The 21,752-nt window shown below is 63.8% G+C and carries 19 protein-coding genes; 9 read left to right on the top strand and 10 right to left on the bottom strand.

Features of this window, described 5'->3' with window-relative positions; all coding sequences use genetic code 11:
* Positions 1–224: 224 nt before the first annotated feature.
* Entirely contained in the window at positions 225–1,181 is a 957-nt protein-coding gene (locus KI609_RS12770; RefSeq protein WP_226443754.1) for a LysR substrate-binding domain-containing protein, read from the bottom strand.
* Between the two features lie 96 nt (positions 1,182–1,277).
* Between KI609_RS12770 and KI609_RS12765 the strand changes: the two genes are divergently transcribed.
* The 4 genes from KI609_RS12765 to KI609_RS12750 all read left to right on the top strand — a co-directional run bounded on the left by KI609_RS12765 (position 1,278) and on the right by KI609_RS12750 (position 6,528).
* Positions 1,278–2,642: a D-serine ammonia-lyase gene (locus tag KI609_RS12765; protein ID WP_226443752.1), complete on the top strand. Its 1,365-nt coding sequence runs from the start codon at positions 1,278–1,280 to the stop codon at positions 2,640–2,642.
* A 105-nt stretch (positions 2,643–2,747) separates the two neighbouring features.
* Complete coding sequence (locus KI609_RS12760) at positions 2,748–3,731, top strand: Bug family tripartite tricarboxylate transporter substrate binding protein (RefSeq protein ID WP_226443750.1); 984 nt, start codon at positions 2,748–2,750, stop codon at positions 3,729–3,731.
* A gap of 55 nt (positions 3,732–3,786) precedes the next feature.
* Complete coding sequence (locus KI609_RS12755) at positions 3,787–5,343, top strand: amidase (RefSeq protein ID WP_226443748.1); 1,557 nt, start codon at positions 3,787–3,789, stop codon at positions 5,341–5,343.
* Positions 5,344–5,364: 21 nt separating this feature from the next.
* Positions 5,365–6,528 carry an NAD(P)/FAD-dependent oxidoreductase gene (locus KI609_RS12750; RefSeq protein WP_226443747.1) on the top strand — a complete coding sequence of 388 codons (1,164 nt, stop codon included), beginning with the start codon at positions 5,365–5,367 and terminating at the stop codon, positions 6,526–6,528.
* Between the two features lie 58 nt (positions 6,529–6,586).
* Here the strand turns inward: KI609_RS12750 and KI609_RS12745 are convergent, their stop codons facing one another.
* The 3 genes from KI609_RS12745 to KI609_RS12735 all read right to left on the bottom strand — a co-directional run bounded on the left by KI609_RS12745 (position 6,587) and on the right by KI609_RS12735 (position 9,218).
* Positions 6,587–6,802 carry a YjfB family protein gene (locus KI609_RS12745; protein WP_226443746.1) on the bottom strand — a complete coding sequence of 72 codons (216 nt, stop codon included), beginning with the start codon at positions 6,800–6,802 and terminating at the stop codon, positions 6,587–6,589.
* Between the two features lie 162 nt (positions 6,803–6,964).
* Positions 6,965–8,404, bottom strand: a complete 1,440-nt coding sequence (locus KI609_RS12740) for a dihydrolipoyl dehydrogenase (protein WP_226443745.1) — start codon at positions 8,402–8,404, stop codon at positions 6,965–6,967.
* A 220-nt stretch (positions 8,405–8,624) separates the two neighbouring features.
* A complete protein-coding gene (locus KI609_RS12735; protein ID WP_226443744.1) occupies positions 8,625–9,218 on the bottom strand; it encodes an IMPACT family protein in 594 nt (197 codons plus the stop codon).
* Between the two features lie 218 nt (positions 9,219–9,436).
* Between KI609_RS12735 and KI609_RS12730 the strand changes: the two genes are divergently transcribed.
* On the top strand, positions 9,437–9,631 hold the full coding sequence (locus KI609_RS12730; RefSeq protein WP_226443743.1) for a hypothetical protein: 195 nt from the start codon (positions 9,437–9,439) through the stop codon (positions 9,629–9,631).
* 63 nt (positions 9,632–9,694) lie between these two features.
* Here the strand turns inward: KI609_RS12730 and KI609_RS12725 are convergent, their stop codons facing one another.
* Entirely contained in the window at positions 9,695–10,675 is a 981-nt protein-coding gene (locus KI609_RS12725; RefSeq protein WP_226443742.1) for a helix-turn-helix domain-containing GNAT family N-acetyltransferase, read from the bottom strand.
* Between the two features lie 189 nt (positions 10,676–10,864).
* Between KI609_RS12725 and KI609_RS12720 the strand changes: the two genes are divergently transcribed.
* A complete protein-coding gene (locus KI609_RS12720; protein WP_226443741.1) occupies positions 10,865–13,276 on the top strand; it encodes a YgiQ family radical SAM protein in 2,412 nt (803 codons plus the stop codon).
* Between the two features lie 23 nt (positions 13,277–13,299).
* On the opposite strand, the gene KI609_RS12715 is transcribed toward KI609_RS12720, so the two are convergent.
* The 3 genes from KI609_RS12715 to KI609_RS12705 form a co-directional block, all read right to left on the bottom strand.
* Positions 13,300–13,782, bottom strand: a complete 483-nt coding sequence (locus tag KI609_RS12715; protein WP_226443739.1) for a hypothetical protein — start codon at positions 13,780–13,782, stop codon at positions 13,300–13,302.
* 184 nt (positions 13,783–13,966) lie between these two features.
* Positions 13,967–14,665, bottom strand: a complete 699-nt coding sequence (locus tag KI609_RS12710) for a DUF1294 domain-containing protein (protein WP_226443737.1) — start codon at positions 14,663–14,665, stop codon at positions 13,967–13,969.
* An 18-nt stretch (positions 14,666–14,683) separates the two neighbouring features.
* Positions 14,684–15,574: a CoA transferase gene (locus KI609_RS12705; RefSeq protein WP_226443735.1), complete on the bottom strand. Its 891-nt coding sequence runs from the start codon at positions 15,572–15,574 to the stop codon at positions 14,684–14,686.
* Between the two features lie 139 nt (positions 15,575–15,713).
* Between KI609_RS12705 and ygiD the strand changes: the two genes are divergently transcribed.
* The gene (ygiD, locus tag KI609_RS12700; RefSeq protein ID WP_226450386.1) at positions 15,714–16,619 is read left to right on the top strand and encodes a 4,5-DOPA dioxygenase extradiol; all 906 of its coding nucleotides are present in this window, start codon (positions 15,714–15,716) and stop codon (positions 16,617–16,619) included.
* Between the two features lie 110 nt (positions 16,620–16,729).
* Here ygiD and KI609_RS12695 read toward each other — a convergent pair whose 3' ends face one another.
* Both KI609_RS12695 and KI609_RS12690 read right to left on the bottom strand, forming a co-directional pair.
* Positions 16,730–17,332, bottom strand: coding sequence for a nucleotidyltransferase family protein (locus KI609_RS12695; RefSeq protein WP_226443733.1), 603 nt, complete (start codon positions 17,330–17,332; stop codon positions 16,730–16,732).
* A 162-nt stretch (positions 17,333–17,494) separates the two neighbouring features.
* Entirely contained in the window at positions 17,495–18,691 is a 1,197-nt protein-coding gene (locus tag KI609_RS12690) for an amino acid aminotransferase (RefSeq protein ID WP_226443731.1), read from the bottom strand.
* A gap of 105 nt (positions 18,692–18,796) precedes the next feature.
* Here KI609_RS12690 and uvrB point away from each other — a divergent pair, with 105 nt between their 5' ends.
* Positions 18,797–20,887, top strand: coding sequence for an excinuclease ABC subunit UvrB (gene uvrB / locus KI609_RS12685; protein WP_226443729.1), 2,091 nt, complete (start codon positions 18,797–18,799; stop codon positions 20,885–20,887).
* A gap of 244 nt (positions 20,888–21,131) precedes the next feature.
* Complete coding sequence (iscR, locus tag KI609_RS12680; protein WP_015013980.1) at positions 21,132–21,668, top strand: Fe-S cluster assembly transcriptional regulator IscR; 537 nt, start codon at positions 21,132–21,134, stop codon at positions 21,666–21,668.
* The last annotated feature ends 84 nt before the right edge of the window (positions 21,669–21,752 follow it).

The raw sequence follows: 21,752 nt of genomic DNA, 5'->3' as shown, positions 1-21,752 counted from the left end.
TGTGGGTTTCTCCCCCGGTAGCTTTTTTGGCAACCCATTGGTTCTGAGTTGGGCTAAATGCAGCGCAGTGGGGCCTTCCGTTTGGGTTTTTTGAGGTGAACGGCCAAGCGAAGGCGTTGGAGAATACTTAAAAATAATAGCTACTAGCGCCTATGGATAAAGCGCTAGAGGCCAAAAATACTGAAATTATGCTTTTTTTGAGCAGCGACCGCACTTTGCGCACGTCAGGCCGATGGCGCTGTCAGCACCTGCGCCCGCTCGCTACAAAACCGCTGCGCCTCATCAGCCAGCCACTCCCGCACCAGCTGCATTGCCGGGCTGGGGCGCGTGGTGGTCACAAACGAATACGCCGCACGCGACAACACGCTGCGCCCCAGCAGCGGCACCAGGCGCCCGGCCTTCACGTCTTGCAGCACCAGCGCCGCGCGGCCCATGGCGATGCCTTGGCCGGCCAGGGCGGCGCCCAGGGCCAGTTGCGACAGGTTGAATTGCTGGCCGCCCACCCAGGGCGGCGGCGTGGCGCCCACTTGCGCAAACCAGTGTTGCCATTCTTCGTAGGTGTCGGCGCCGTCCCAGGCGCTGCCGTCGTGCAGCAGCCAGTCGCCTTGCAGGTCTTGCGGCTGGGTGATGGGTGGGTGGCGGGCCAGAAACGCGGGGCTGGCCACGGGGATGAGCCATTCGTCCAGAAACACGGTGGCGTTCAGGTCGCGGTAGCCGCCCAGGTCAAAGCGCACGGCGGCTTCCACGCCGTCGCGCACCATGCGGGTGCGGTCGAGCGTGTGGAACTCGCCAAACACGCGCAGGCCGGTGTGGGGGTGCTGGCGAAAGAAGTCGCCCAGCCGGGGCGTCAGCCAGCTCATGGCAAATGAGGGTGAGCAACTCAAGGTAGCGGTGGCGGCCTCTAGCGGTTGGCGCACTTGGGCCAGGGTGCTTTCGATGGCGTCAAAGCTCTCGCGCAGCACCACGGCCAGCCATTTGCCCTCGGGCGTGGGCACCAGGGCGCGCGGCGTGCGCAAGAACAGCGGGCGGCGCAGCCAGTCTTCAAGCTGCTTGACCTGTTGGCTGACCGCGCCCTGGGTGATGCACAACTCGGCAGCCGCCTTGGTGAAGCTGCCGTGCCGGGCCGCTGCATCAAAACTGCGCAGCCACGCCAAGAGGGAGGGGGAGAGGCGAATATCCATTATTAATACTAATGCAACGCTCAATATAAATGTGTTGTGACACCGGCGTGGCCGACGAAGAATGCAAGCACTGAATCATTTTGTGAATGAACGTGCATGCCGTCTGTAGAAATTAAGCCCGCCTTGGATGCCCAGCTAGCCGCCCGATTGCGCAATGCCCAGCCCGCGCTCTGGACCAACCCGGCCCGGCAGGCGCACCCCCCGGCCGGTTTGCAGGCACTGGGGCGTAGCATTAGTCTAGATGATACGAAAGCCGCGGCTGCGCGGTGGGAGCGGTTTGCGGGTTTGCTGGCGTTGGTGTTTCCAGAGCTGGCGGAGACCGCTGGCGTGGTGGAGTCACCCTTGCTGGCCGCTACCGCCTTGCAGCCTGCACTGGGCATGGGCGAAGGGCAGGGGCGCTTGTTCATCAAGGCCGACCATGGGCTGCCCGTGGCGGGCTCCATCAAGGCCCGTGGGGGCATGCACGAGGTGCTGGAGTTTGCCGAGCAACTGGCGCTGCAGCATGGGCTGGTGCAGCCGGGCGGCGACTATCGCGTGCTGGCCACGCCCGCCGCGCGCGAGGTGTTAGGCCGCTACCAGGTGGCGGTGGGCTCCACAGGCAACCTGGGGCTGAGCATTGGCGTGGTGGCGTCGGCGCTGGGCTTCAAGGCAGCCGTGCATATGTCTGCCGACGCGAAGGAATGGAAAAAAGACCGCCTGCGCCAGCGCGGCGTGTTGGTGGTGGAGCACGCGGGTGACTACGAACGCGCCGTGGCTGCGGGCCGCGCGCAGGCCAACGCAGACCCGCTGTGCCACTTTGTGGACGATGAGCAGTCGTTCTCGCTGCTGCTGGGTTACAGCGCAGCGGCCTTGCATCTGCAAAAGCAGCTGGCAGAAGCGGGCGTGCAGGTGGACGCAGAGCACCCGCTCATCGTTTATCTGCCGTGCGGTGTGGGTGGTGCGCCAGCGGGCATCACCTTTGGCCTGCGACAGGTGCTGGGGCCGCATGTGCATTGCTTTTTTGCAGAGCCGGTGCAGTCGCCGTGTTTTTTGGTGCAGATGCTGGCCGACGCGACCCACGGCGCGGGGCAGCATCCGTCGGTGTACGACTGGGGCCTGACCAACCGCACCGAGGCCGATGGTCTGGCGGTGCCGCGTGCGTCGCTGCTGGCGGCCGCGCTGATGGGGCCGCTGCTGTCGGGCGTGTTCACCGTGGCCGACAGCACCTTGTTTGCGCAGCTGGTGTTGGTGCTTGACACCTTGGGCGCGCGCATCGAGCCATCGGCGGCTGCGGGCTTTAGCGGGCCGGCCATGCTGACGGGCACCACCGCCGGCCAGGCCTGGCTGCAAAGTTCGGGCGTGGAGCCCGTGCTGCACAACGCCACACATCTGGTGTGGACCACGGGCGGCCTGCTGGTGCCCGACGCGCAATACCAGGGCTTTGTGCAGCGTGGCCGCGCCGTGCTGGCTGAGTCTGCGTAGTTTGTCGATTCCGGTTCCGATCCCTATTGCCCCTTTTTTCGCTTTTCCCTCGCTTTTCGCTTGCTTTTTTTATCCCCCAACTTTGTGACCTTTGGAGAAAACCCTATGAACCGCAAGAAGCTGTTGTTGTCCGCCGTTGCCTGTGCCATGGGGGCCGCTGCGTGGGCTCCGGCCATCGCGCAAGAGGGTGGGTTTCCGAACAGGCCGATCACGCTGGTGATTCCTTTCCCGCCCGGTGGCGCCACTGATGTGCTGGGCCGCCTGATTGGCAAGAAGCTGGGCGACAAGCTGGGCCAGAGCGTGGTGATTGACAACCGCGCAGGGGCCGGCACGGTGATTGGCGCGACCTCGGTGGCCAAGGCGGCGCCCGATGGCTACACGTTGCTGCTGAGCTCGGGCACCACGTTCACGGTGAACCCCGCCGTGCGCACCAAGCTGCCCTACGACCCGGTCAAGAGCTTCGAGCCCATTGGCATTGCCGGGCGTACCAGCCTGATTTTGCTGGCCAACAAGGATGTGCCGGTCAGCGACGTGAAGCAGTTTGTGGCCATGGTGAAGGCCGGGCCCGACAAGTATTCGTACGGCTCGTTTGGTGCAGGCACCACATCGCAGTTTGCGGGCGAGATGTTCTTTCACGCGGCGGGTCTGAAGATCCAGCATGTACCTTACAAGGGCAGCGCTCCGGCCATGGTCGACCTGATGGGCGGGCAGATTCCGTTCACGGTCGATACCGTGTCGGCCGCGCTGCCCCAGCTGAGGGACGGCAAGATCAAGGCCATTGCGGTGACGGCGGCCAAGCGCTCGGCGCTGTTGCCCAAGGTGCCCACATTGGCCGAAAGCGGCTACGCCGGGGTGGAGATGGACACCTGGCTGGCCATGATGGCGCCACGCGGCTTGCCCGCCGGTGTCAAGTCGCGGCTGGAATTGACGCTGGCGCAGGTGGTGGCAGACCCTGAAACGCGCGACAAAATGATCGCCGTGGGGTTTGATCCTGCCTATGCGTCGTCCAAGTCGGTTGCTGAGCTGATCGACAAGGAATTGCCCCTGATGCGCGCCGTTGCCCAGCGAGCCGCCATCACCGCTGACTGAGCCACTGAGCCACCGAGACCGCCACGAAGCCGATGAGCAAGGAGACAATCCAAAAATGACAAACCCCAGCCCCCTGGTCGAGCTGACCGCCAATGAACTGCGCCACCGTATTGGTACCCGCGAGGTGTCGCCCGTGGAGCTGTTGGACGCCTGTATGGAGCGCATCGAGGCGGTGAACCCGTCCATCAATGCCATCACCGCCACCTGTTTTGACCGCGCCCGCGTCGAAGCCAAGGCGGCTGAGCAGGCGGTGCTGCGCGGCGAGCCGCTGGGGTTGCTGCATGGCTTGCCATTGGGGGTGAAAGACCTCGAAGCCACGGCAGGGCTGCTGACCACCTACGGGTCGGAAATCTACCGCGAGAACATTCCCACCCAGGACAACGTGCTGGTGGCACGCCTGCGTGCGGCGGGTGCCATCGTGGCGGGCAAGACCAATATCCCTGAAATGGGCGCGGGCGCCAATTCACGCAATACGGTGTGGGGCGCTACCGGCAACCCGTTCAACCCTAACCTGAATGCCGGGGGCTCGTCGGGTGGCTCGGCGGCTGCGTTGGCGTGCGACCTGCTGCCGGTGTGCACGGGGTCGGACACGGGCGGCTCGCTGCGCATCCCGGCGTCCATTTGCGGCGTGGTGGGCTTCAGGCCATCGCCCGGCGTGGTGCCCAGCTCGCGCAAGCTGATGGGCTGGACGCCGATTTCGGTGGTGGGCCCCATGGGGCGCACGGTGGAAGAAGCCTGCCTGCAACTGGCCGCCACGGCCGGCATGTCGGCTGGCGACCCGCTGAGCTACCCGCTGGACCCGATGAGCTTCTTGCTGCCCGATACGGTGGACCTGAGCCGCTTGCGCGTGGCGTATACCGAAGACTTTGGCGCCTGCGCTGTGGACAACGGCATCCGCGCCGTGTTCCGCCGCAAGGTGCAGGCCATGAAGCACCTGTTTGCCAGTTGCGACGCCATCGACATCGACCTGGGCGATGTGCACCGTTGCTTTGACGTGCTGCGCGCCGAAGCCTTTGTGGCCAGCACGCGCGACGCCTACGAGCGCGACCCCGCAAGCCTGGGCCCCAACACCCGGGCCAACTACGAGATGGGCGCCGCCATGAGCCTGCTGGACAGCGCCTGGGCCCAGGCCGAGCAGACGCGCATCCTGGCGCGGTTCCAGAAGCTGTATGAACAGTACGACATCATCCTGGCGCCCACCACGCCGGTGTCGCCGTTTGCCTGGACGCAGCTGTTTGCCAGCCACATCAACGGCGAGCCGCAAGCCAACTATTACCGCTGGCTGGCGCTGACCTATGTGACCACGCTCACCACCCACCCGGCGCTGAGCCTGCCGTGCGGGCTGGACGATGCGGGCATGCCGTTTGGCCTGCAGATCGTGGGCCGCTTTCGCGCAGACCGCCACACGCTGGGCGTGGGCCATGCGATGGAGCAGGCGTTCAAGGGCATTGCGGGGCTGGCCCGTCCACGGCCCGACCTGGCCAAACTGATGCAAATGCGCGCCGAGCCCGCGCTGACCTCCATCGTGACCGGCGCGCCTGATCCGCGTGATGCCCGCAGCCTGCCGCGCGATGACCGGGCGGCCTCGGCGGCTCAAGTGTCAGCGGTGTAAATCGAGCCAGGAGACCTATCCATGCAATCAGTGGACACCATCGTCATTGGCGCGGGCATTGCAGGGGCCTCGGTGGCCTGGCAGCTTGTGCAGGAGAAAGTTGGGGGTGAGGGTGAGGGTGGGGGTGAGGGCGCCAGCGTGCTGCTGTTGGAGCGCGAATCGCAGCCTGGCTACCACACCACGGGCCGCTCGGCAGCGTTGTACATGGCCACCTACGGCACGCCCAACATCCAGGCGCTGACGCGGGCGAGCCGCACGTTTTATGACGCACCGCCGCCCGAGTTTGGGGCTGACCCCATCCTCTCGCCCCGGGGCGTGGTCTATGTGGCGGGGCCTGACCAGCTCGACATGCTGAAACAGGCCTATGCGCAAGCCCATGCCATCTCTCCCAATGTGGAATGGGTGGAGCAGGGCGCACTGCTGGCCCAGCTGCCGTGCCTGAAGTCCGAGGCCGTGGCTGCAGGCATGAGCGAGCCCGAAGCCGCCGATATTGATGTGAACGCGCTACACCAAGGCTACCTGCGCGGCTTGCGCCAGCGCGGCGGCCAGGTGCTGACGAATGCGGAGGTGACGGCTTTGCAGCGCCGGGCTGATCTTTGGTTGGTTACCTTGGCCGATGGCCGCGAGTTGCAAGCCAAGACCATCGTCAACGCGGCAGGCGCCTGGGCCGACGTTGTGGCGGGTCTGGCGGGTGTGCCGCCCATCGGGCTGGAGCCACGCCGCCGTACCGCCTTTACCTTTGCGGTGCCCGAGGGCATGGACGCCACCCACTGGCCTGCGGTGATCGGCATCGACGAAAGCTTTTACTTCAAACCCGACGCGGGCCAGTTGCTCGGCTCACCGGCCAATGCCGACCCTACCCACCCGCACGACGTGGTGCCCGAAGAGCTGGACGTGGCCACCGGCATCTATCACATCGAGGAAATGACCACCTTCCAGATTCGCCGCCCGTCACACACTTGGGCCGGGCTGCGCTCGTTTGTGCCCGATGGCGACATGGTGATCGGCTGGGACAACCATGTGCCCGGCTTCTTCTGGCTGGCAGGGCAAGGCGGTTATGGGATTCAGAGCGCGGCGGGCGCTTCGTTGCTGGCGCGGCAGCTATTGCGCGGCGAGCCGCTGGCTGAGGCTCTGGTGAGCGAGGGCGTGGTGCTGCAGGGGCTGTCGCCTGCGCGGCTGAGGTAAGAACGGCTTGTGCAGGCAGCAGGGGCTTTGTGCCCCTGCCGCCCTTGGCAGCGCGCGGTCAGGCGAAGGTGTTGACCTGCGTGCCCAATGCGCCCGATGTGGCCAGAGTGGGCTGGGGCATGGATTGCTGCATGGCGTCAATCAGGGTGGCGGCCGATGCGGCCTGCATATCCAGCGCCTTTTTCAGAACCAGAACGTTGAGCGCGTCAGATGTCTTGGCAGAAGCCAGGCTGGTGGCGGTGTTCACGATGCTGTTGGTGAGGGCGACGTCCATGGGGACTCCTTGATGCGGTGCTTGGTTATCGGCATGCGCCCCAGTAAGTTGAGCGGTTTTACAACTTGGGCTGCGTCTTGGTGCCCACCAGCCGACGCCCCTTGTCCCGACAGGGGGCATCCGCGTGTGCTGCGGGGCGAGGGAAGGGCCCACAGGCGCATCTCAGTCCAGTGCGGGTACACCAAGGTCTTCGCAGGTAGCAAGGTCTGATGGCGGTGTGTGCCCCACTTTGTGCAGTTGTCGGGCGGCGTCGCGCAACGCTGTGCGCAGGCCTTCTTCAAGCGTTGGGTGATAAAACGGCATGCGCAGCATCTCATCGACGGTGAGCTTTTGCCCAATGGCAAGTGCCAGCAGGTGCGCCATGTGTTCGCCCGCTGGCGCACACAACTGTGCGCCCAGCAAGCGCCCCGTGGTCTGGTCGGCATAGATGCGCAGGCCGCCGTGGTTGCGCAGGGCCGCTCGTGCCCGGCCCTGGTCGTGAAAGGAGGCCGCACCCGTGATGGTGTGCGCCTTGTCCAGGTCGTCAAACCGTTGACCGACCGATGCAATGGTCGGACTTGAAAACACGATGGACAGCGGCGTGCGGCGCTTGAAGCTGGTGGGTGCATGCGCCATGGCATTGGTGCCGGCAATATGTCCTTCATCAGCCGCTTCATGCAGCAGGGGCGCGTGGGTGGTGGCGTCGCCCGCCAAAAAAACAGGTAGATCGCCCACTTGCAGCGTTGATGGGTCGACCGTGGGCAGGCCGTGTTTGTCGAGCGGCACGCCCAAGGTCTCCAGGCCCAGGTATTCAATGTTGGGGACCCGCCCCATGGCCGCAATCACCTGGTCCACCACCACGCGGTTCGGTCCGCTGCTCACTTCAATGCCTCCGGGCACTTCTCGCAACTGGGCGGGGGCGCCGATGTGCAACACCATTTCGGTCTTGAGCAGCGCTGCCATTTTGGCGTTGAGCTGCGAATCGGCAAGGCCCGCCAGCGAATCACTGGTGCTGAAGGCAGCCACTTCAAGACCCAGGCGTGCCAATGCTTGCGACAGCTCCACACCTAGGGGGCCCATGCCGATCACGGCCACACGAGGGCCTAGCGTGGGCTGCTCGAACAGCGTGTCGGTGGTGAGCATGCGGTCGCCAAACGCCAGCCATTCTTCGGGCACGCTGGGGCGCGAACCCGTGGCAATGATGATGCTGCGCGTGTCATAACGCTTGCCATCGATGTCCACAGCGCTGGGCCCCAGCAGGGTGGCGTGGCCCGAGAGGCGTGCGCGGCCCAAGTCGTTGGTGGCATCCAGCGCACCTGTTACAAACTCGTCGCGCAACGCCCGCACCCGCTTTAGCACGGCAGGGATGTCGGCGCTGAGCCCTGCGGCGCCACGCAGCCCCAATTCATCGAAAACGTGGCGCCGATGAAAGGCGTTGGCCGCTTCGATCAGGGTTTTGGATGGCATGCAGCCCACGCGGGCGCAGGTGGTTCCCCAGGGGCCGTCGTTGACGATGAGATACCGCTTTGTGTGCTTGCGCACCTCCCGCAAGGCGGCCAGGCCTGCCGTGCCTGCACCGATGATGATGGTGTCGAGCGGCTGCAACGATTGGTGTTGGCTCATGAAAGTGTCCCCAGGTGCGATGGCAGCCCTGAGTGTGTTGCGTGCACCGTTGCTTGCTTGTAGGCCCAAAGGACTTTTGGGCGCTGTTTGGAAACGCCATGTTTCAAGCGGCTCAGGGGCGCCGGGTATGCGATGCATCTGCGATGCGAGATGCGAGATGCGAGATGCGCCACATGGGCCACCGCGCGTGGATGGGGTGCGCGGTGGGGGCGGCTCGCTCTCAGGCGTCGTAGCGCATCCACCCCACACGGCCCTGGCCGCTGTCGTTGATGCGTTGCACAAACGCGGGTGCCTGCGCTTCGGGCAGCCGGATTTGCAGCGTGACGAGGCTGGCGTGCTGCACCTGCAAAAGCTCTGCGCCTGCCGCCTCTATCTCGCGGCGCAGCAGGCCTTCCAGCGCATAGGGCACCTGGCATTGCAGGGTCTGCATGTGTTGCAAGATGATTTTGGGGGCGGTGAGCAAGGCTTGGGCAATGGTGTCGGTATAGGCGCGCACCAGGCCGCCCGCTCCCAGTTTCACGCCGCCAAAGTAGCGCACCACGGTGGCCAGTACCCCCTCCAGATCCTGGTGGCGCAGCACTTCGAGCATGGGGCGTCCAGCGGTTCCCCCGGGCTCGCCATCGTCCACGGCGGCCGACTGCCCCCCCGCCAGCAGCGCCCAGCAAACGTGGGCAGCGCCAGGGTGTTGCTTCCAAAGCGCATCGACGGTGGCCTGGGCGCTGGCGCGGTCGGCCATGGGTTGCACACAGCCGATGAAGCGGCTTTTCTTGATGATGAGTTCGCTGTGCGCGGGCACAGCCAGTGTGTGGGGCATGGGGCAATAAGTTTACGGCGCCCCCGGCCGGTGGCCGACGGGTGACAGAAAGCACACCCCAGGAGCGCTGCATGGGTAGGAAAACCCACAGCATGTGTTGTTTGTGCGTTCTGTCACACAAGGGTTTGGCATCCGTTCCTACACTCGTGGCTTGTTGCTGTGGCTTATGCTGGCGCTACACATTTTGAAGCACCCCGGCCACCGGAAAAGGAATTGCCATGTTTGCCTCGATCTCCTCCTCTGCACCCATGCCAAGCTCCCTTGCCAGCCACGTGTTTGGCAGGTTCATGGGGCGATCTGATGGTTCGGGAGCCAAAGAGGCCGTGACGGTGCCAGCGGCAGAAACACCAGCGACGGACGACGATGCCACGCCAGACCTGGCGCAGCGCGTGCGCGAAGCGGGGGAGTGGTAACGCGCAGGCGGGGCCGGTGTGCGGCCGTGTGTGGGGAACCAGGCGGGGCGCGCTATAGCTTTGCTATAGCTTTAGCTCCCAGGTTTCCCCCACAAGGTTGAGCCCAAAGCCTTCGTAGGGCTCAGATTTCACGAGCCTGAAGCCCCGTTGGCCGTAGATGCCACGCGCTGCGGTCAGGCAGCTGTTGGTCCAAAGCACCATCTTCTTGTAGCCCTTGGCGCGCGCAAACGCGATGCACTCGTCGGTCAACCGCGCGCCCAGGCCCAGCCCACGGGCCTTGGGCGCGAGGATCAACATGCGCAATTGCGCGGTGGTCGGAGATTTGCGCACGACAAAAACGGCGCCCACCCGCTCGCCGTCCAATTCGGCGATCCAGCCCTTTTCCCATGCGGGTTGGAATTTGCGCACGAATTGCGACGCAATATCGGCGACGAGGGCCTCAAAACGGCTGTCCCAGCCGTATTCGCGCCAGTAGATCTCTCCGTGTTGCTGCACCACCCAGCCCATGTCTCCGGGCACGGGGTCACGAAAAACTGCCATGCGGGTGGTGGCGGCAAGCTCGGGGGCCGGGGCCAGCAGTGTTTCGATGCGTTCCATGGCATCCACTACCTCTTGCCGACGAGCGGGCGTCAACGGCGCAAGCAAGGCGGTGGCGTCATCGTGCGAGCGTTGCTGCAGCGGCTCAAACGACGCCCGTCCTGCGGGTGTGAGCGAAATCACGTTGTGCCGGGCATCTTTGGCACTTGAGCTGCGATGGATCCAGCCTGCGACCTCGAACCGCCGAAGAATCCGGCTCATGTACCCACCGTCCAGTCCCAGTTCACGCGCCAGTTCGCTGGCCACGTGCGTCTCACGGTGGGCCAACTCATACAGCACGCGCACACCCGTCAGCGACAGGTCGCTGCCAAGGTAAGGGTCAAGCACGCCGATGCGGCGGGTGAAGAAGCGGTTGAAGCGGCGCACTGCGTTCACTGCGTCCACGGGCACGGGCACCGGCGTAAGGGTGGCTGTTCCTTTGCCAATTCCTTTGTCTGAGGTGTTCATGGATGTTTTTGTCATCTAGTTAATTGACAAAAGCAAGTATATACAGGGCATGGCGCAAGCCCTCGAAGATGCAAGGACAAGACAGCGGCAGCGACAAAATGGGCCTGTCCCCGTAAAATGGAAGGTTACCCACCACCGCCGTCTGCCACCAAGCCCTGTCGCTGAGCTGGCTGGCCGCGCCCCCTTTGCATGAACGCCCCCGTTGACGTCTCCTTTTTTGCGCGCGCCGCAAAGCCTTTGACCAGCTACAGACCGTACTGGGCCAAACGCTTTGGCACGGCCCCGTTTTTGCCGATGAGCCGCGCCGAGATGGAGAAACTGGGCTGGGACAGCTGCGACATCATCCTGGTGACGGGCGACGCGTATGTGGACCACCCGAGCTTTGGCATGGCCGTGATCGGCCGCACGCTGGAGGCGCAGGGCTTTCGCGTGGGCATCATCGCCCAGCCCGATTGGCAGAGCGCCGAGCCCTTCAAGGCGCTGGGCAAGCCCAACCTGTTCTGGGGCGTGACGGCGGGCAACATGGATTCGATGATCAACCGGTACACCGCCGACCGGAAGATCCGCAGCGATGACGCCTACACCCCGGGCGACGTGGGCGGCAAGCGCCCCGACCGCGCCGCCATCGTCTACAGCCAGCGCTGCCGCGAAGCGTTCAAAGACGTGCCCATCATCCTGGGCGGCATTGAAGGCAGCCTGCGCCGCATTGCGCATTACGACTACTGGAGCGACAAGGTGCGCCGCTCCATCGTGGTGGACGCCAAGTGCGACCTGTTGCTGTACGGCAATGCCGAACGCGCGCTGGTCGAGGTGGCGCACCGCATCGCAGCGCGCGAGCCGGTCGAGAAGATCACCGATGTACGTGGCACGGCCTTTGTGCGCCGCTCAGACGATGAAAGCGGCAAGGGCTGGTTCGAGATCGACTCCACCAGCGTGGACGAGCCCGGCCGCGTGGAAGCCCACATCAACCCCTACATGACCACCAGCGAACAGGCCGTTGCCCAAGGCAGCACCTGCAGCAAAGACGATGCTCCTGATTCAGTAGCTGCTAGCGCAGATGGATCAAGCGCTGGAGGCCAAAAAGACCCTCAATCGACCGAGCCCAACCCCGCCATTCAGCCCATGCTGTTTGTCGCCAACCCGGCGCTCAAGGCCAGGCTCAAGGTGCCGCCCCGCGACACGAGCGTGATCCGCCTGCCCAGCTACGAGCAAGTCAAGAGCGACCCGGTGCTCTATGCGCACGCCAACCGAGTGCTGCACCTGGAGACCAACCCCGGCAACGCCCGTGCGCTGGTCCAGGCACACGGCGAAGGGGTGACGGCGCGCGACGTGTGGATCAACCCGCCCCCCATCCCGCTGACCACGGCCGAGATGGACTACGTGTTTGACCTGCATTACGCCCGCAGCCCGCACCCGAGCTACGCCGACGAGAACGGCAGCCACGACGGCGCGACCAAGATCCCCGCGTGGGAGATGATCCGGTTCTCCATCAACATCATGCGTGGCTGCTTTGGCGGCTGCACCTTCTGCTCGATCACCGAGCACGAGGGCCGCATCATCCAAAGCCGCTCCGAGGATTCGATCATCCAGGAGATCGAGGACATCCGCGACAAGGTCAAGGGCTTCACCGGCACCATCAGCGACCTGGGCGGCCCCACGGCCAACATGTACCGCCTGGGCTGCCGCAGCCCGCAGATCGAAGCCGCCTGCCGCAAGCCGAGCTGCGTGTACCCCGGCATCTGCCAGAACCTGACCACCGACCACGGCCCGCTGATCAAGATCTACCGCAGGGGCAGGGCGCTCAAGGGCATCAAGAAGATACTGATTGGTTCAGGCCTGCGCTACGACTTGGCCATCAAGAGCCCCGAGTATGTGAAAGAGCTGGTGCAGCACCATGTGGGTGGCTACCTCAAGATTGCGCCCGAGCACACCGAATCGGGCCCGCTCACCAAGATGATGAAGCCGGGCATCGGCAACTACGACAAGTTCAAGCAGCTGTTTGAAAAGTTCAGTGAAGAAGCGGGCAAGAAGCAGTTCCTGATCCCGTACTTCATCGCTGCACACCCGGGCACGAGCGACGAGGACATGATGAACCTTGCGGTCTGGCTCAAGAAGAATGGCTTCCGTGCCGACCAGGTGCAGACCTTCTACCCGAGCCCCATGGCCACGGCCACGGCCATGTACCACAGCAACAAGAACCCGCTGCGCAAGGTCACGCGCGACAGCGAGACCGTGGACATCGTGCGCGGCGAGAAGCGCCGCCGCCTGCACAAGGCCTTCCTGCGCTACCACGACCCCAACAACTGGCCGTTGCTGCGCGACGCACTCAAGGCCATGGGCCGGGCCGACCTCATCGGCAATGGCAAGCACCACCTGATTCCCACCTATCAGCCACTGACCTGTGGCGGGTATGAGAGTGCACGCCGCAAAAATTCGACGCCCCCGGGGGCGAAGGGCGCCAAGGGTGTAGCGCCTGAATCTCCGGCGAAATCCTCCACACCGCAAAAAGGCCGCATCCTTACGCAGCACACCGGCCTGCCGCCGCGGGTGACGGGGGCTGGTAAACCGTCAGGCGCAAAGACCTTCAAAAAAGCCCGCTGAGGTGCGGGCTTGGAGGGAGGCCTTCAACGATCGGCGTGTGTGCCTACCACCACGGATTGAGGGGCGTCTGCATCGACAGCCGCCGCTGCAGGCGTGAGAGGCGGTGTCAACAGGTCTTCGATGATGAAGGTGCGGTAATAAAAAGCCGCCACAGCGCACTCAGGCGTGATGGCAGACACCACGTTTTCAATCTCATCCTTGTCACCCATGGCAATCAGCAAGCCGTGGTGGCCGCTGCCGGCCAGGTCGGCCATGCGGCGCACCATGTCGCCCTCTGCGCCCACCGACGGCAAGGGCGCGTCGGCGTTGCCCAGCGTGTGCACGATGTCTTGCAGGATGACGTCGGGGCCCGCATACGCCGTGATGCCGGAGTGCCCCGCGTTGTGCAGACGGGCGTCGGCCTGGCGCACGCAGTCTTCATCCGGAAAAAGCGCAAACACATGGCCTGTCGGGTAAAAAGTCCCGCTCATGTTGGTCATGGAGGAATCGAGAACGAGGGGTTTCATAAGCATCTCCCGATGGGTTTCAAGAGTTTTGATTGAAGCCGCTCTGGGGTGTGCCGTGTGTAGGCCATGCCACCTTTGTGGCGTCAGCACCCTGTGTCCGCAGCGGCGGGATAGAAATAAGGATAAAAATGGCCTCTAGCGCTTATGGAGCAAGCGCTAGCAGCTATCAAAACGATAGAAACCGTTATCGAATCCAGCCCGCTATCCACCCCGCCACCCAGGCCAGCAGCGCCCCGCAGTGCAACACCACGGTGACCCAATAGACCGCGCGAAATTCCACTTTGCTGGATTTGTGCCGCAACCATTGCTGGGCACACCACGCGCCCGGCCAGCCGCCTGCCAGCGAGAGCAGGTGCAGATGGCTCTCCTTGGTGCGCCACTGCCCGTTTTGCGCGGCACTCTTGTCCATGGCGTAAGCCAAAAATGTGATCAGGTTGATGGCCACTGCCGCGCCCAGCACCCAGGGCGCAAGCCGGCCCGACCGAAGGCCCCATGCCAGCAGTGCCAGCCAGCCCAGCATCAGCAGCCATGCGGGGCCTGCGGATGCCGAGCGGGCGCCGGTTTTTGCGGGCCGCCGGCCACTTGGGGGCTGGCTGGGTTTTTGCGCCTGGGCAGACGCAGGCCGCGCGCGTTGTGCCGACGTGGGCGCGGGGCGATGTGAAGGCACCACACCCTGTGGGCCCGTGGGTTGCACCGCCATGGCCCGAGGCCCTTTTCCGCCCACGTGGATTTCCTCATAGACAACGGTCAGGCCTTCGCTCGGCGCAGCGGCGCCTTGGAAGTCCCGGATGTGAAAGAACACATCGGCCGGCGTGCCAGGGCTGCGGATGAAACCGAAGGCGCGGGTGACATCCCAGCGGATGACGGTGCCTTGTTTTTGCATGGATCAACGGCGCTTTATTTAGGCCAGCGTGTGCAGCGGAATGTCCTGCGCCACTGCCAAAGCGTCGAGCGCCGCACGGGTTTGTGTTTGCATGAATTGGGCCACTGCGCGGTGTGTTGCCGGGTTGCGCAAAACATCGGCATCGCCCGATGCGGGCAGGCCCGCTGCGGCGCACAGTCGCGCGGCAAAGTGGGGCTCCAGGGCGGCCACGGCCACGCGGCCGTCGGCGCAGGGGTAGATGCGGTATCCCGCGTGGTGGCCGCCCACGTCGCCCTCGGGCGTGGTCAGGCCCCAGTCGCGCGGCTGGGCCAGCCAGGCGGCGGTGTCGGCCAGGGCCACTTCGATGCACACGCCAGCGCCGGTGTGGGCGCGCTCCAGCAGGGCCTGCAGCACGGCTTCGCTGGCCATCAGGGCGCCGCCCATGTCGGCGTACAGGGTGGGGGGCATCTCGGTGCCGGTGACCAGCCCGGCATCGGCCAGGTAGGTGAGGTCATGGCCGGGTTCTTCGGCACGCTCGGCCGCAGCGCCCACGATGCGCACCAGCGACAGGCGCGGGTATTTCGATTGCAGCGCCTCCCAGGAGAGGCCCAGCTTGGTGAGCGCCGAGGGGCGAAACGAGGTGATCAGTACATCGGTGCGGGTCAGTTCTTCGTGCAGCGCGGCCTGGCCTTCTGCCGTCTTGAGGTGGGCATGCACCACGCGCACTCCGCTGTGCAGCGTGGCATAGGCCGCCGGGCTGTAGATGCCCATGGGGTCGGCGCTGGGGTGGCCCGGGGCGGGCGGGGGTTCAAGCTTGGTGCAGTCGGCCCCCATGCGCGCGCAGCGCATCAGGGCGGCGGGGCCGGGCAGGTTGAGCGCGAGGCTCAGGACACGGACATTGCGCAGGGGCTGGGGCAGGGCGGTTGTCATGGGTGTGGGGTTGTCTCGGTGTTGTGGTTTTGAACGAAAGGAGAAGGCGCGGCGCTGGAACTTCAAGGGGCGCGCGGGTTCACTCCCCGCGTTATACATAATTTGTTACGCTCCCGGGTCCATGCAACGCAGAACCTCTTTGGCCGCTCTCACGGGCTTGGCCGCCTTTCCGGGAGCTTTCATGACCACGTCTCTGAGCAGCGCCGCCACCGCGCCCGCGTTGCAGGCATTGAAGCCTTCACCGCGCATGCCGGTGCTGTTTGTGGGCCACGGCAGCCCCATGAACACCATCGAGGACAACGCCTGGCGCCGCAGCTGGCAGGCGATGGGCACCGAGCTGATGGCGCGCGCCGTGCAGCCGCAGCTCATCCTGTGTGTGTCGGCCCACTGGCTTACGCGCGGCGGCTGGCAGCTGACCGGCATGACCAACCCCAAGACCATCCACGACTTTGGCGGTTTTCCGCAGGCGTTGTTCGACCAGCAATACCCCGCGCCTGGAGCACCGCAGGTGGCGCGCAGCCTGGCGTCCGAACTCAAGTCGCCCGCGACGGGCGGCGCATTGGGGGTGGACGAAGGCGAATGGGGGCTGGACCACGGCACCTGGTCGGTGCTCAAGCCCATGTTCCCCAAGGCGCAAATCCCCGTGATGCAGCTGAGCATGGACTACAGCCGCGCCCCGGCCGAGCACTACGCGCTGGGCCAGCAGCTCCAAGGCCTGCGCGAGCGGGGCGTGCTGATCGTGGGCAGCGGCAACGTGGTGCACAACCTGCGCGCCACGCGCCGTGGCACAGCGGCCAATGAGGCTTACGACTGGGCCACCGAATTCGACACCGTGGTGCAGGAGCAGATCAAGAAAGGCCAGCTCGGCGCCCTGCAGGACTTTCAGAAACTGGGCGCGGTGGCCCAGCAGGCCCACCCCACGCACGAGCACTTTCTGCCGCTGCTGTACGCGGCAGGGGCGGTGTTGCCCACCGAGATGCCGCGTTTCTTCAACACGGGCTACCAGTCGGCGTCGATCTCGATGCGGTCGGTGTTGTGGGGGTGACGGGGTGCGGCGCTGGGTTGCGATAGATTGCTTCTTTTTTGATAGCTGGTAGCACTTGTAGATAAAGCGCTAGAGGCCAAAAATGCTTCAAAAATAATCTGCCGCAGCTATCACGCAGCGATGTGATCCGCCCGGATCGTCAGCCACGGCCAGCGTTCGCGGTAGCTTTCGGCCTTGGCCTGGAACAGCGGCAGATGTGGACAGGCCGGGTTGGGGCGCAGCAGCCCGGCGTACAGCTCTTCAAGCCCATAGGGCGCGTACAGCGTGGGCTCCTTCGTTCCAAGGTCGACGGCAGGCTGCAGACCCACACAGGTGCAGGGCACCAGAAAGCGCTCGATCCCATTGCGGGCGGATTGCAGCGGCGCATACGGGTAACCAAACCAGTGCTCGTACCAGAGGTGCACACGGGCCTGGTTCTTGGCTTCCACAGTGATGGGCAGATCGGCAAAGAGGGCGGTGACGCGGGCTTGCACGGCCTGCTCGGCCGCTTGGGACAGGTCCGACGCGTCGAAATAGAACAGGTCGTAGTCCTTGATGTGCGCCGTAGGCGTCAAGCCAGAGCGCAGGTTCCACACCGTCTGGAACAGACAGCCCGCCACCAGCCAGGCATCGGGAAGGCCCAGAAACGGCAAACGCTCCAGAAGGGCCGCGTTGTGCGGGTTCTGGAGCGTTTCGCTCACAAAGCGGCGCTGAAGATCAGAGCTGCGGTTCAAAGGGGTATTCACCGAATTGGGTATTGCCACAGCCTTCCGAGCAAGTGCAGCCAATGCGAGGTAGCCGCGCAAGGGCCGCCCCGCCGCGCTGGCTGCGTCCCCCTTCCCGCCTCGCGCAGCGAGGCGAGAGAAAGGGGGGAGGCGCGAAAGCGCCTCAGGGGGTTAGACCACTTTTGCAATGGCCTGGCAGACGTAGTCGATGTTCTTGCTGTTGAGCGCAGCCACGCACATGCGGCCGGTGTCGGTGCCGTACACGCCAAACTCATTGCGCAGGCGAACCATCTGGTCCTTGGTCAGGCCCGAGTAGCTGAACATGCCGATCTGGGTGGTGATGAAGCTCATGTCCTGCTTCACACCGGCGGCCTTGAGGCCATCGACCAGCTTTTGGCGCATGGCCTTGATGCGCACGCGCATTTCGCCCAGTTCCTTTTCCCACAGTGCACGCAGCTCGGGGTTATTCAGCACCGCAGCCACCACAGCACCACCGTGAATGGGTGGGTTGGAGTAGTTGGTGCGGATGACGATCTTGAGCTGGCTCAGCACGCGCGATGCTTCTTCCTTGTCGGCGCACAGCACCGACAGGCCGCCTACGCGCTCGCCGTAGAGGCTGAAGCTTTTGGAGAACGAGGTGGAGACAAAGAAGTTGAGGCCTGCGGCCACGAACTTGCCGATCACGGCGCCATCTTCGGCGATGCCGTGGCCAAAGCCCTGGTAGGCCATGTCGAGGAAAGGTGTCAGGCCCTTGGCCTTGACGGCGGCAATCACCTGGTCCCACTGGGCTGCAGTGATGTCGTAGCCGGTGGGGTTGTGGCAGCAGGCGTGCAGCACAACGATGGTGCCGGGGGCGGCGGCATTCAGGCTGGCCAGGAAGCCTTCGAAGTTCACGCCGCGCTTGGCAGCGTCGTAGTAGGCGTAGGTATCGACTTCAAAGCCGGCGTTGGTGAACAGCGCGCGGTGGTTTTCCCAGCTGGGGTCGGAGATCAGCACCTTGGCGTTGGGGCTGAGTTTCTTGAGGAAGTCAGCGCCGATCTTCAGGCCGCCCGTACCACCCACCGCTTGCACGGTGGCCACGCGGCCGGAGGTGACGGGTTCGCTGTCGGCGCCGAACACCAGGCTCTTGACGGCGTTGTCATAGGCCACGATGCCGTCGATGGGCAGGTAGCCGCGGGCCGTGGGGGTGGACATCATGGTCTTTTCTGCGGCCTGAACACATTGCAGCAAGGGCAGCTTGCCGTTGTCGTCGAAATAAACGCCGACGCCCAGGTTGACCTTATTGGGGTTGGTGTCGGCGTTGAATTGCTCGTTGAGGCCCAGGATGGGGTCGCGGGGGGCCATTTCGACGGCGGTGAAAAGAGACATGAAAATCCTTGAAAGGTTGTCAGTAGCGAAGAATCCGGGCGTGGTGTACTGTGCCGGGTTCCGCCGATTTTAACGGTCGCTACCCCTTACTCGTTGACTGCACCCATGCCGGATATCACAGAAGTCATAACTGAAAAGCAAGACGGCGAGTTCGTCCATTTTCCTGGCTCCCCCTTTGAATTGTTCCAGCCGTATCCACCGGCAGGCGATCAGCCTGAGGCCATCAACAAGCTGGTAGAGGGCCTGAACGATGGGGAAACCTTCCAGACGCTGCTGGGTGTGACGGGTTCTGGCAAGACTTTCACCATGGCCAACGTGATCGCCCGCATGGGGCGCCCGGCCATCATCTTTGCGCCCAACAAGACGTTGGCCGCGCAGTTGTACAGCGAGTTCCGCGAGTTCTTCCCCAAGAACGCTGTGGAGTATTTCGTGAGCTACTACGACTATTACCAGCCCGAGGCGTATGTGCCGCAGCGCGATCTGTTCATCGAGAAGGACAGCGCCATCAACGAGCACATCGAGCAGATGCGGCTGTCATGCACCAAGAGCCTGATGGAGCGCAAAGACGTGGTCATTGTGGCCACCGTGTCGGCCATCTACGGCATTGGCGAGCCCGAGAGCTACCACCGCATGGTGATGACGCTGCGCACCGGCGACAAGCTGGGCCAGCGCGATGTGATCGCCCAATTGATCCGCATGCAATACCAGCGCAACGAGGCTGATTTCTCGCGTGGCAAGTTCCGCGTGCGCGGTGACACCATTGATGTGTTCCCGGCCGAGCATTCCGAGTTGGCCATCCGCATCGAGCTATTTGACGACGAGATCGAGAGCCTGCAGTTGTTTGACCCGCTCACGGGCCGCGTCAAGCAGAAGATCCCGCGCTTCACGGTCTACCCCAGCAGCCACTACGTGACGCCGCGCGACAAGGTGCTGGCGGCTGTGGAGACGATCAAGATCGAGCTGGCCGAGCGTTTGAAGCAGCTTGTGAGTGACGGCAAGCTGGTGGAGGCGCAGCGCCTGGAGCAGCGCACCCGGTTCGATCTGGAGATGCTCAGCGAAGTCGGGCACTGCAAGGGCATCGAGAACTACACGCGCCACCTGTCGGGCGCCGCGCCGGGCGATCCGCCGAGCACGCTAACCGACTACATGCCCAAAAACGCGTTGATGTTCCTGGATGAGAGCCACCAGATGATCGGCCAGCTCAACGCCATGTACAGCGGCGACCGCTCGCGCAAGACCACGCTGGTCGAATATGGCTTTCGCCTGCCATCGGCGTTGGACAACCGGCCGCTCAAGTTTGAGGAGTTTGAGCAGCGCATGCGGCAGGTGATCTTTGTATCGGCCACGCCAGCAGACTATGAAAAGACCCATTCCGGCCAGGTGGTAGACCAGGTGGTTCGCCCCACCGGGCTGGTGGACCCGGAAGTAGAGGTGCGGCCGGCCACCCATCAAGTGGACGATGTGCTGCAAGAAATACGCATACGCGCAGAAAAGCATGAACGCGTACTCATTACGACGCTGACCAAGCGCATGGCCGAGCAGTTGACCGACTACCTCACGGACAACGGTGTGAAGGTGCGGTATCTGCACAGCGATGTGGACACGGTCGAGCGCGTGGAGATCATTCGCGACCTGCGGCTGGGGGCCTTCGATGTGCTGGTGGGCATTAACCTGCTGCGCGAAGGGCTTGATATCCCCGAGGTGTCATTGGTGGCGATCCTGGATGCCGACAAGGAAGGTTTTTTGCGGGCCGAGCGCAGTCTGATTCAGACCATTGGCCGTGCGGCGCGCAATGTCAATGGCCGGGCCATCCTGTACGCAGACCGCATTACCGACTCCATGAAAAAAGCCATGGGCGAGACGGAACGCCGCCGCGTCAAGCAGATCGCACACAACGAAGTCCACGGCATCACGCCGCGCAGCATTGTCAAGCGGGTAAGAGACCTGATTGACGGGGTTTACAGCGAGAAAGCGGGCAAGGATGCCGAGCGCATGGAGCAGGAAGCCATGCAACGCGCGCAGGTGGAGGACATGTCCGAAAAGGATGTAGCGCGCGAAATAAAGCGGTTGGAAAAGCTCATGCTGGAGCACGCCCGCAACCTGGAGTTTGAGCAGGCGGCCCGCGTAAGAGATCAGTTGACTCGGCTCAAGGACCAGGCCTTCGGGGCGCATGGAAGTGATGTGGTTGGCTTGTAACCGGGCGTGAAACCAGGGTGAATAAACAGGCAAGGTCAAAACAAGACTGATAAGTTATTTATCCCGACAAAATTGGTAGGCATTTGTGGTATACTCACACAAAATAGTCAAGAAAACAGCCCAACGATGAAGGGCTCCGCGCCAGGCAACTGGGCGGGGTAAGGGGCGGAGACGGTACCTCGCTGATCAACAGTCAGCGCAGGCGGTTTCTACAACGAACAAGCCTTAGCACAAGGAGCTTGCGATGCGTCTCACTACCAAAGGCCGTTTTGCGGTCACTGCCATGATTGACCTGGCCCTGCGCCAGAACAATGGTCCCGTCACGCTGGCGGCGATCAGCCAGCGCCAGCAGATCTCGCTGTCGTATCTGGAGCAGCTTTTCGGCAAGCTGCGCCGCCACGAACTGGTGGAGTCTACCCGTGGCCCTGGTGGTGGTTACACCCTGGCTCGCAAGGCCGGTGACATTACGGTGGCAGACATCATCGTTTCGGTGGATGAACCCATTGATGCCACCCAATGCGGCGGTAAAGAAAATTGCCTGGGTGAAGCCGGGCGCTGCATGACCCATGAGCTGTGGGCATCACTGAATCAGCGCATGGTGGAGTTTCTTGATTCCGTCACCTTGCAAAAGCTGGTGGACGAGCAGCTCGCCAAGGGTGTGCAGATTGAAGACAAACCAGTGGTGCGCCGCGCGATCTCGACCACTCCCGTGGTCAAGCCGATCCGGGTGAACGCCCCTAACTCGGTGTTTGCACTGGGCAACGTCTTCGCCAAATCCTGATGTTCTTGGCGATGGTGCCGGCCCATGGGTCTGCGCTGCCCTGAACGCGGTTTTCGTATTTCGTTTTTATCCTTACCCCTTACC

It is taken from the genome of Acidovorax radicis (assembly GCF_020510705.1).
GTDB classification, from domain to species: Bacteria; Pseudomonadota; Gammaproteobacteria; order Burkholderiales; family Burkholderiaceae_C; genus Acidovorax; species Acidovorax radicis_A.
Note: the sequence above shows the minus strand (reverse complement) of the source record. Positions and strands in the feature narration are given on the sequence as shown.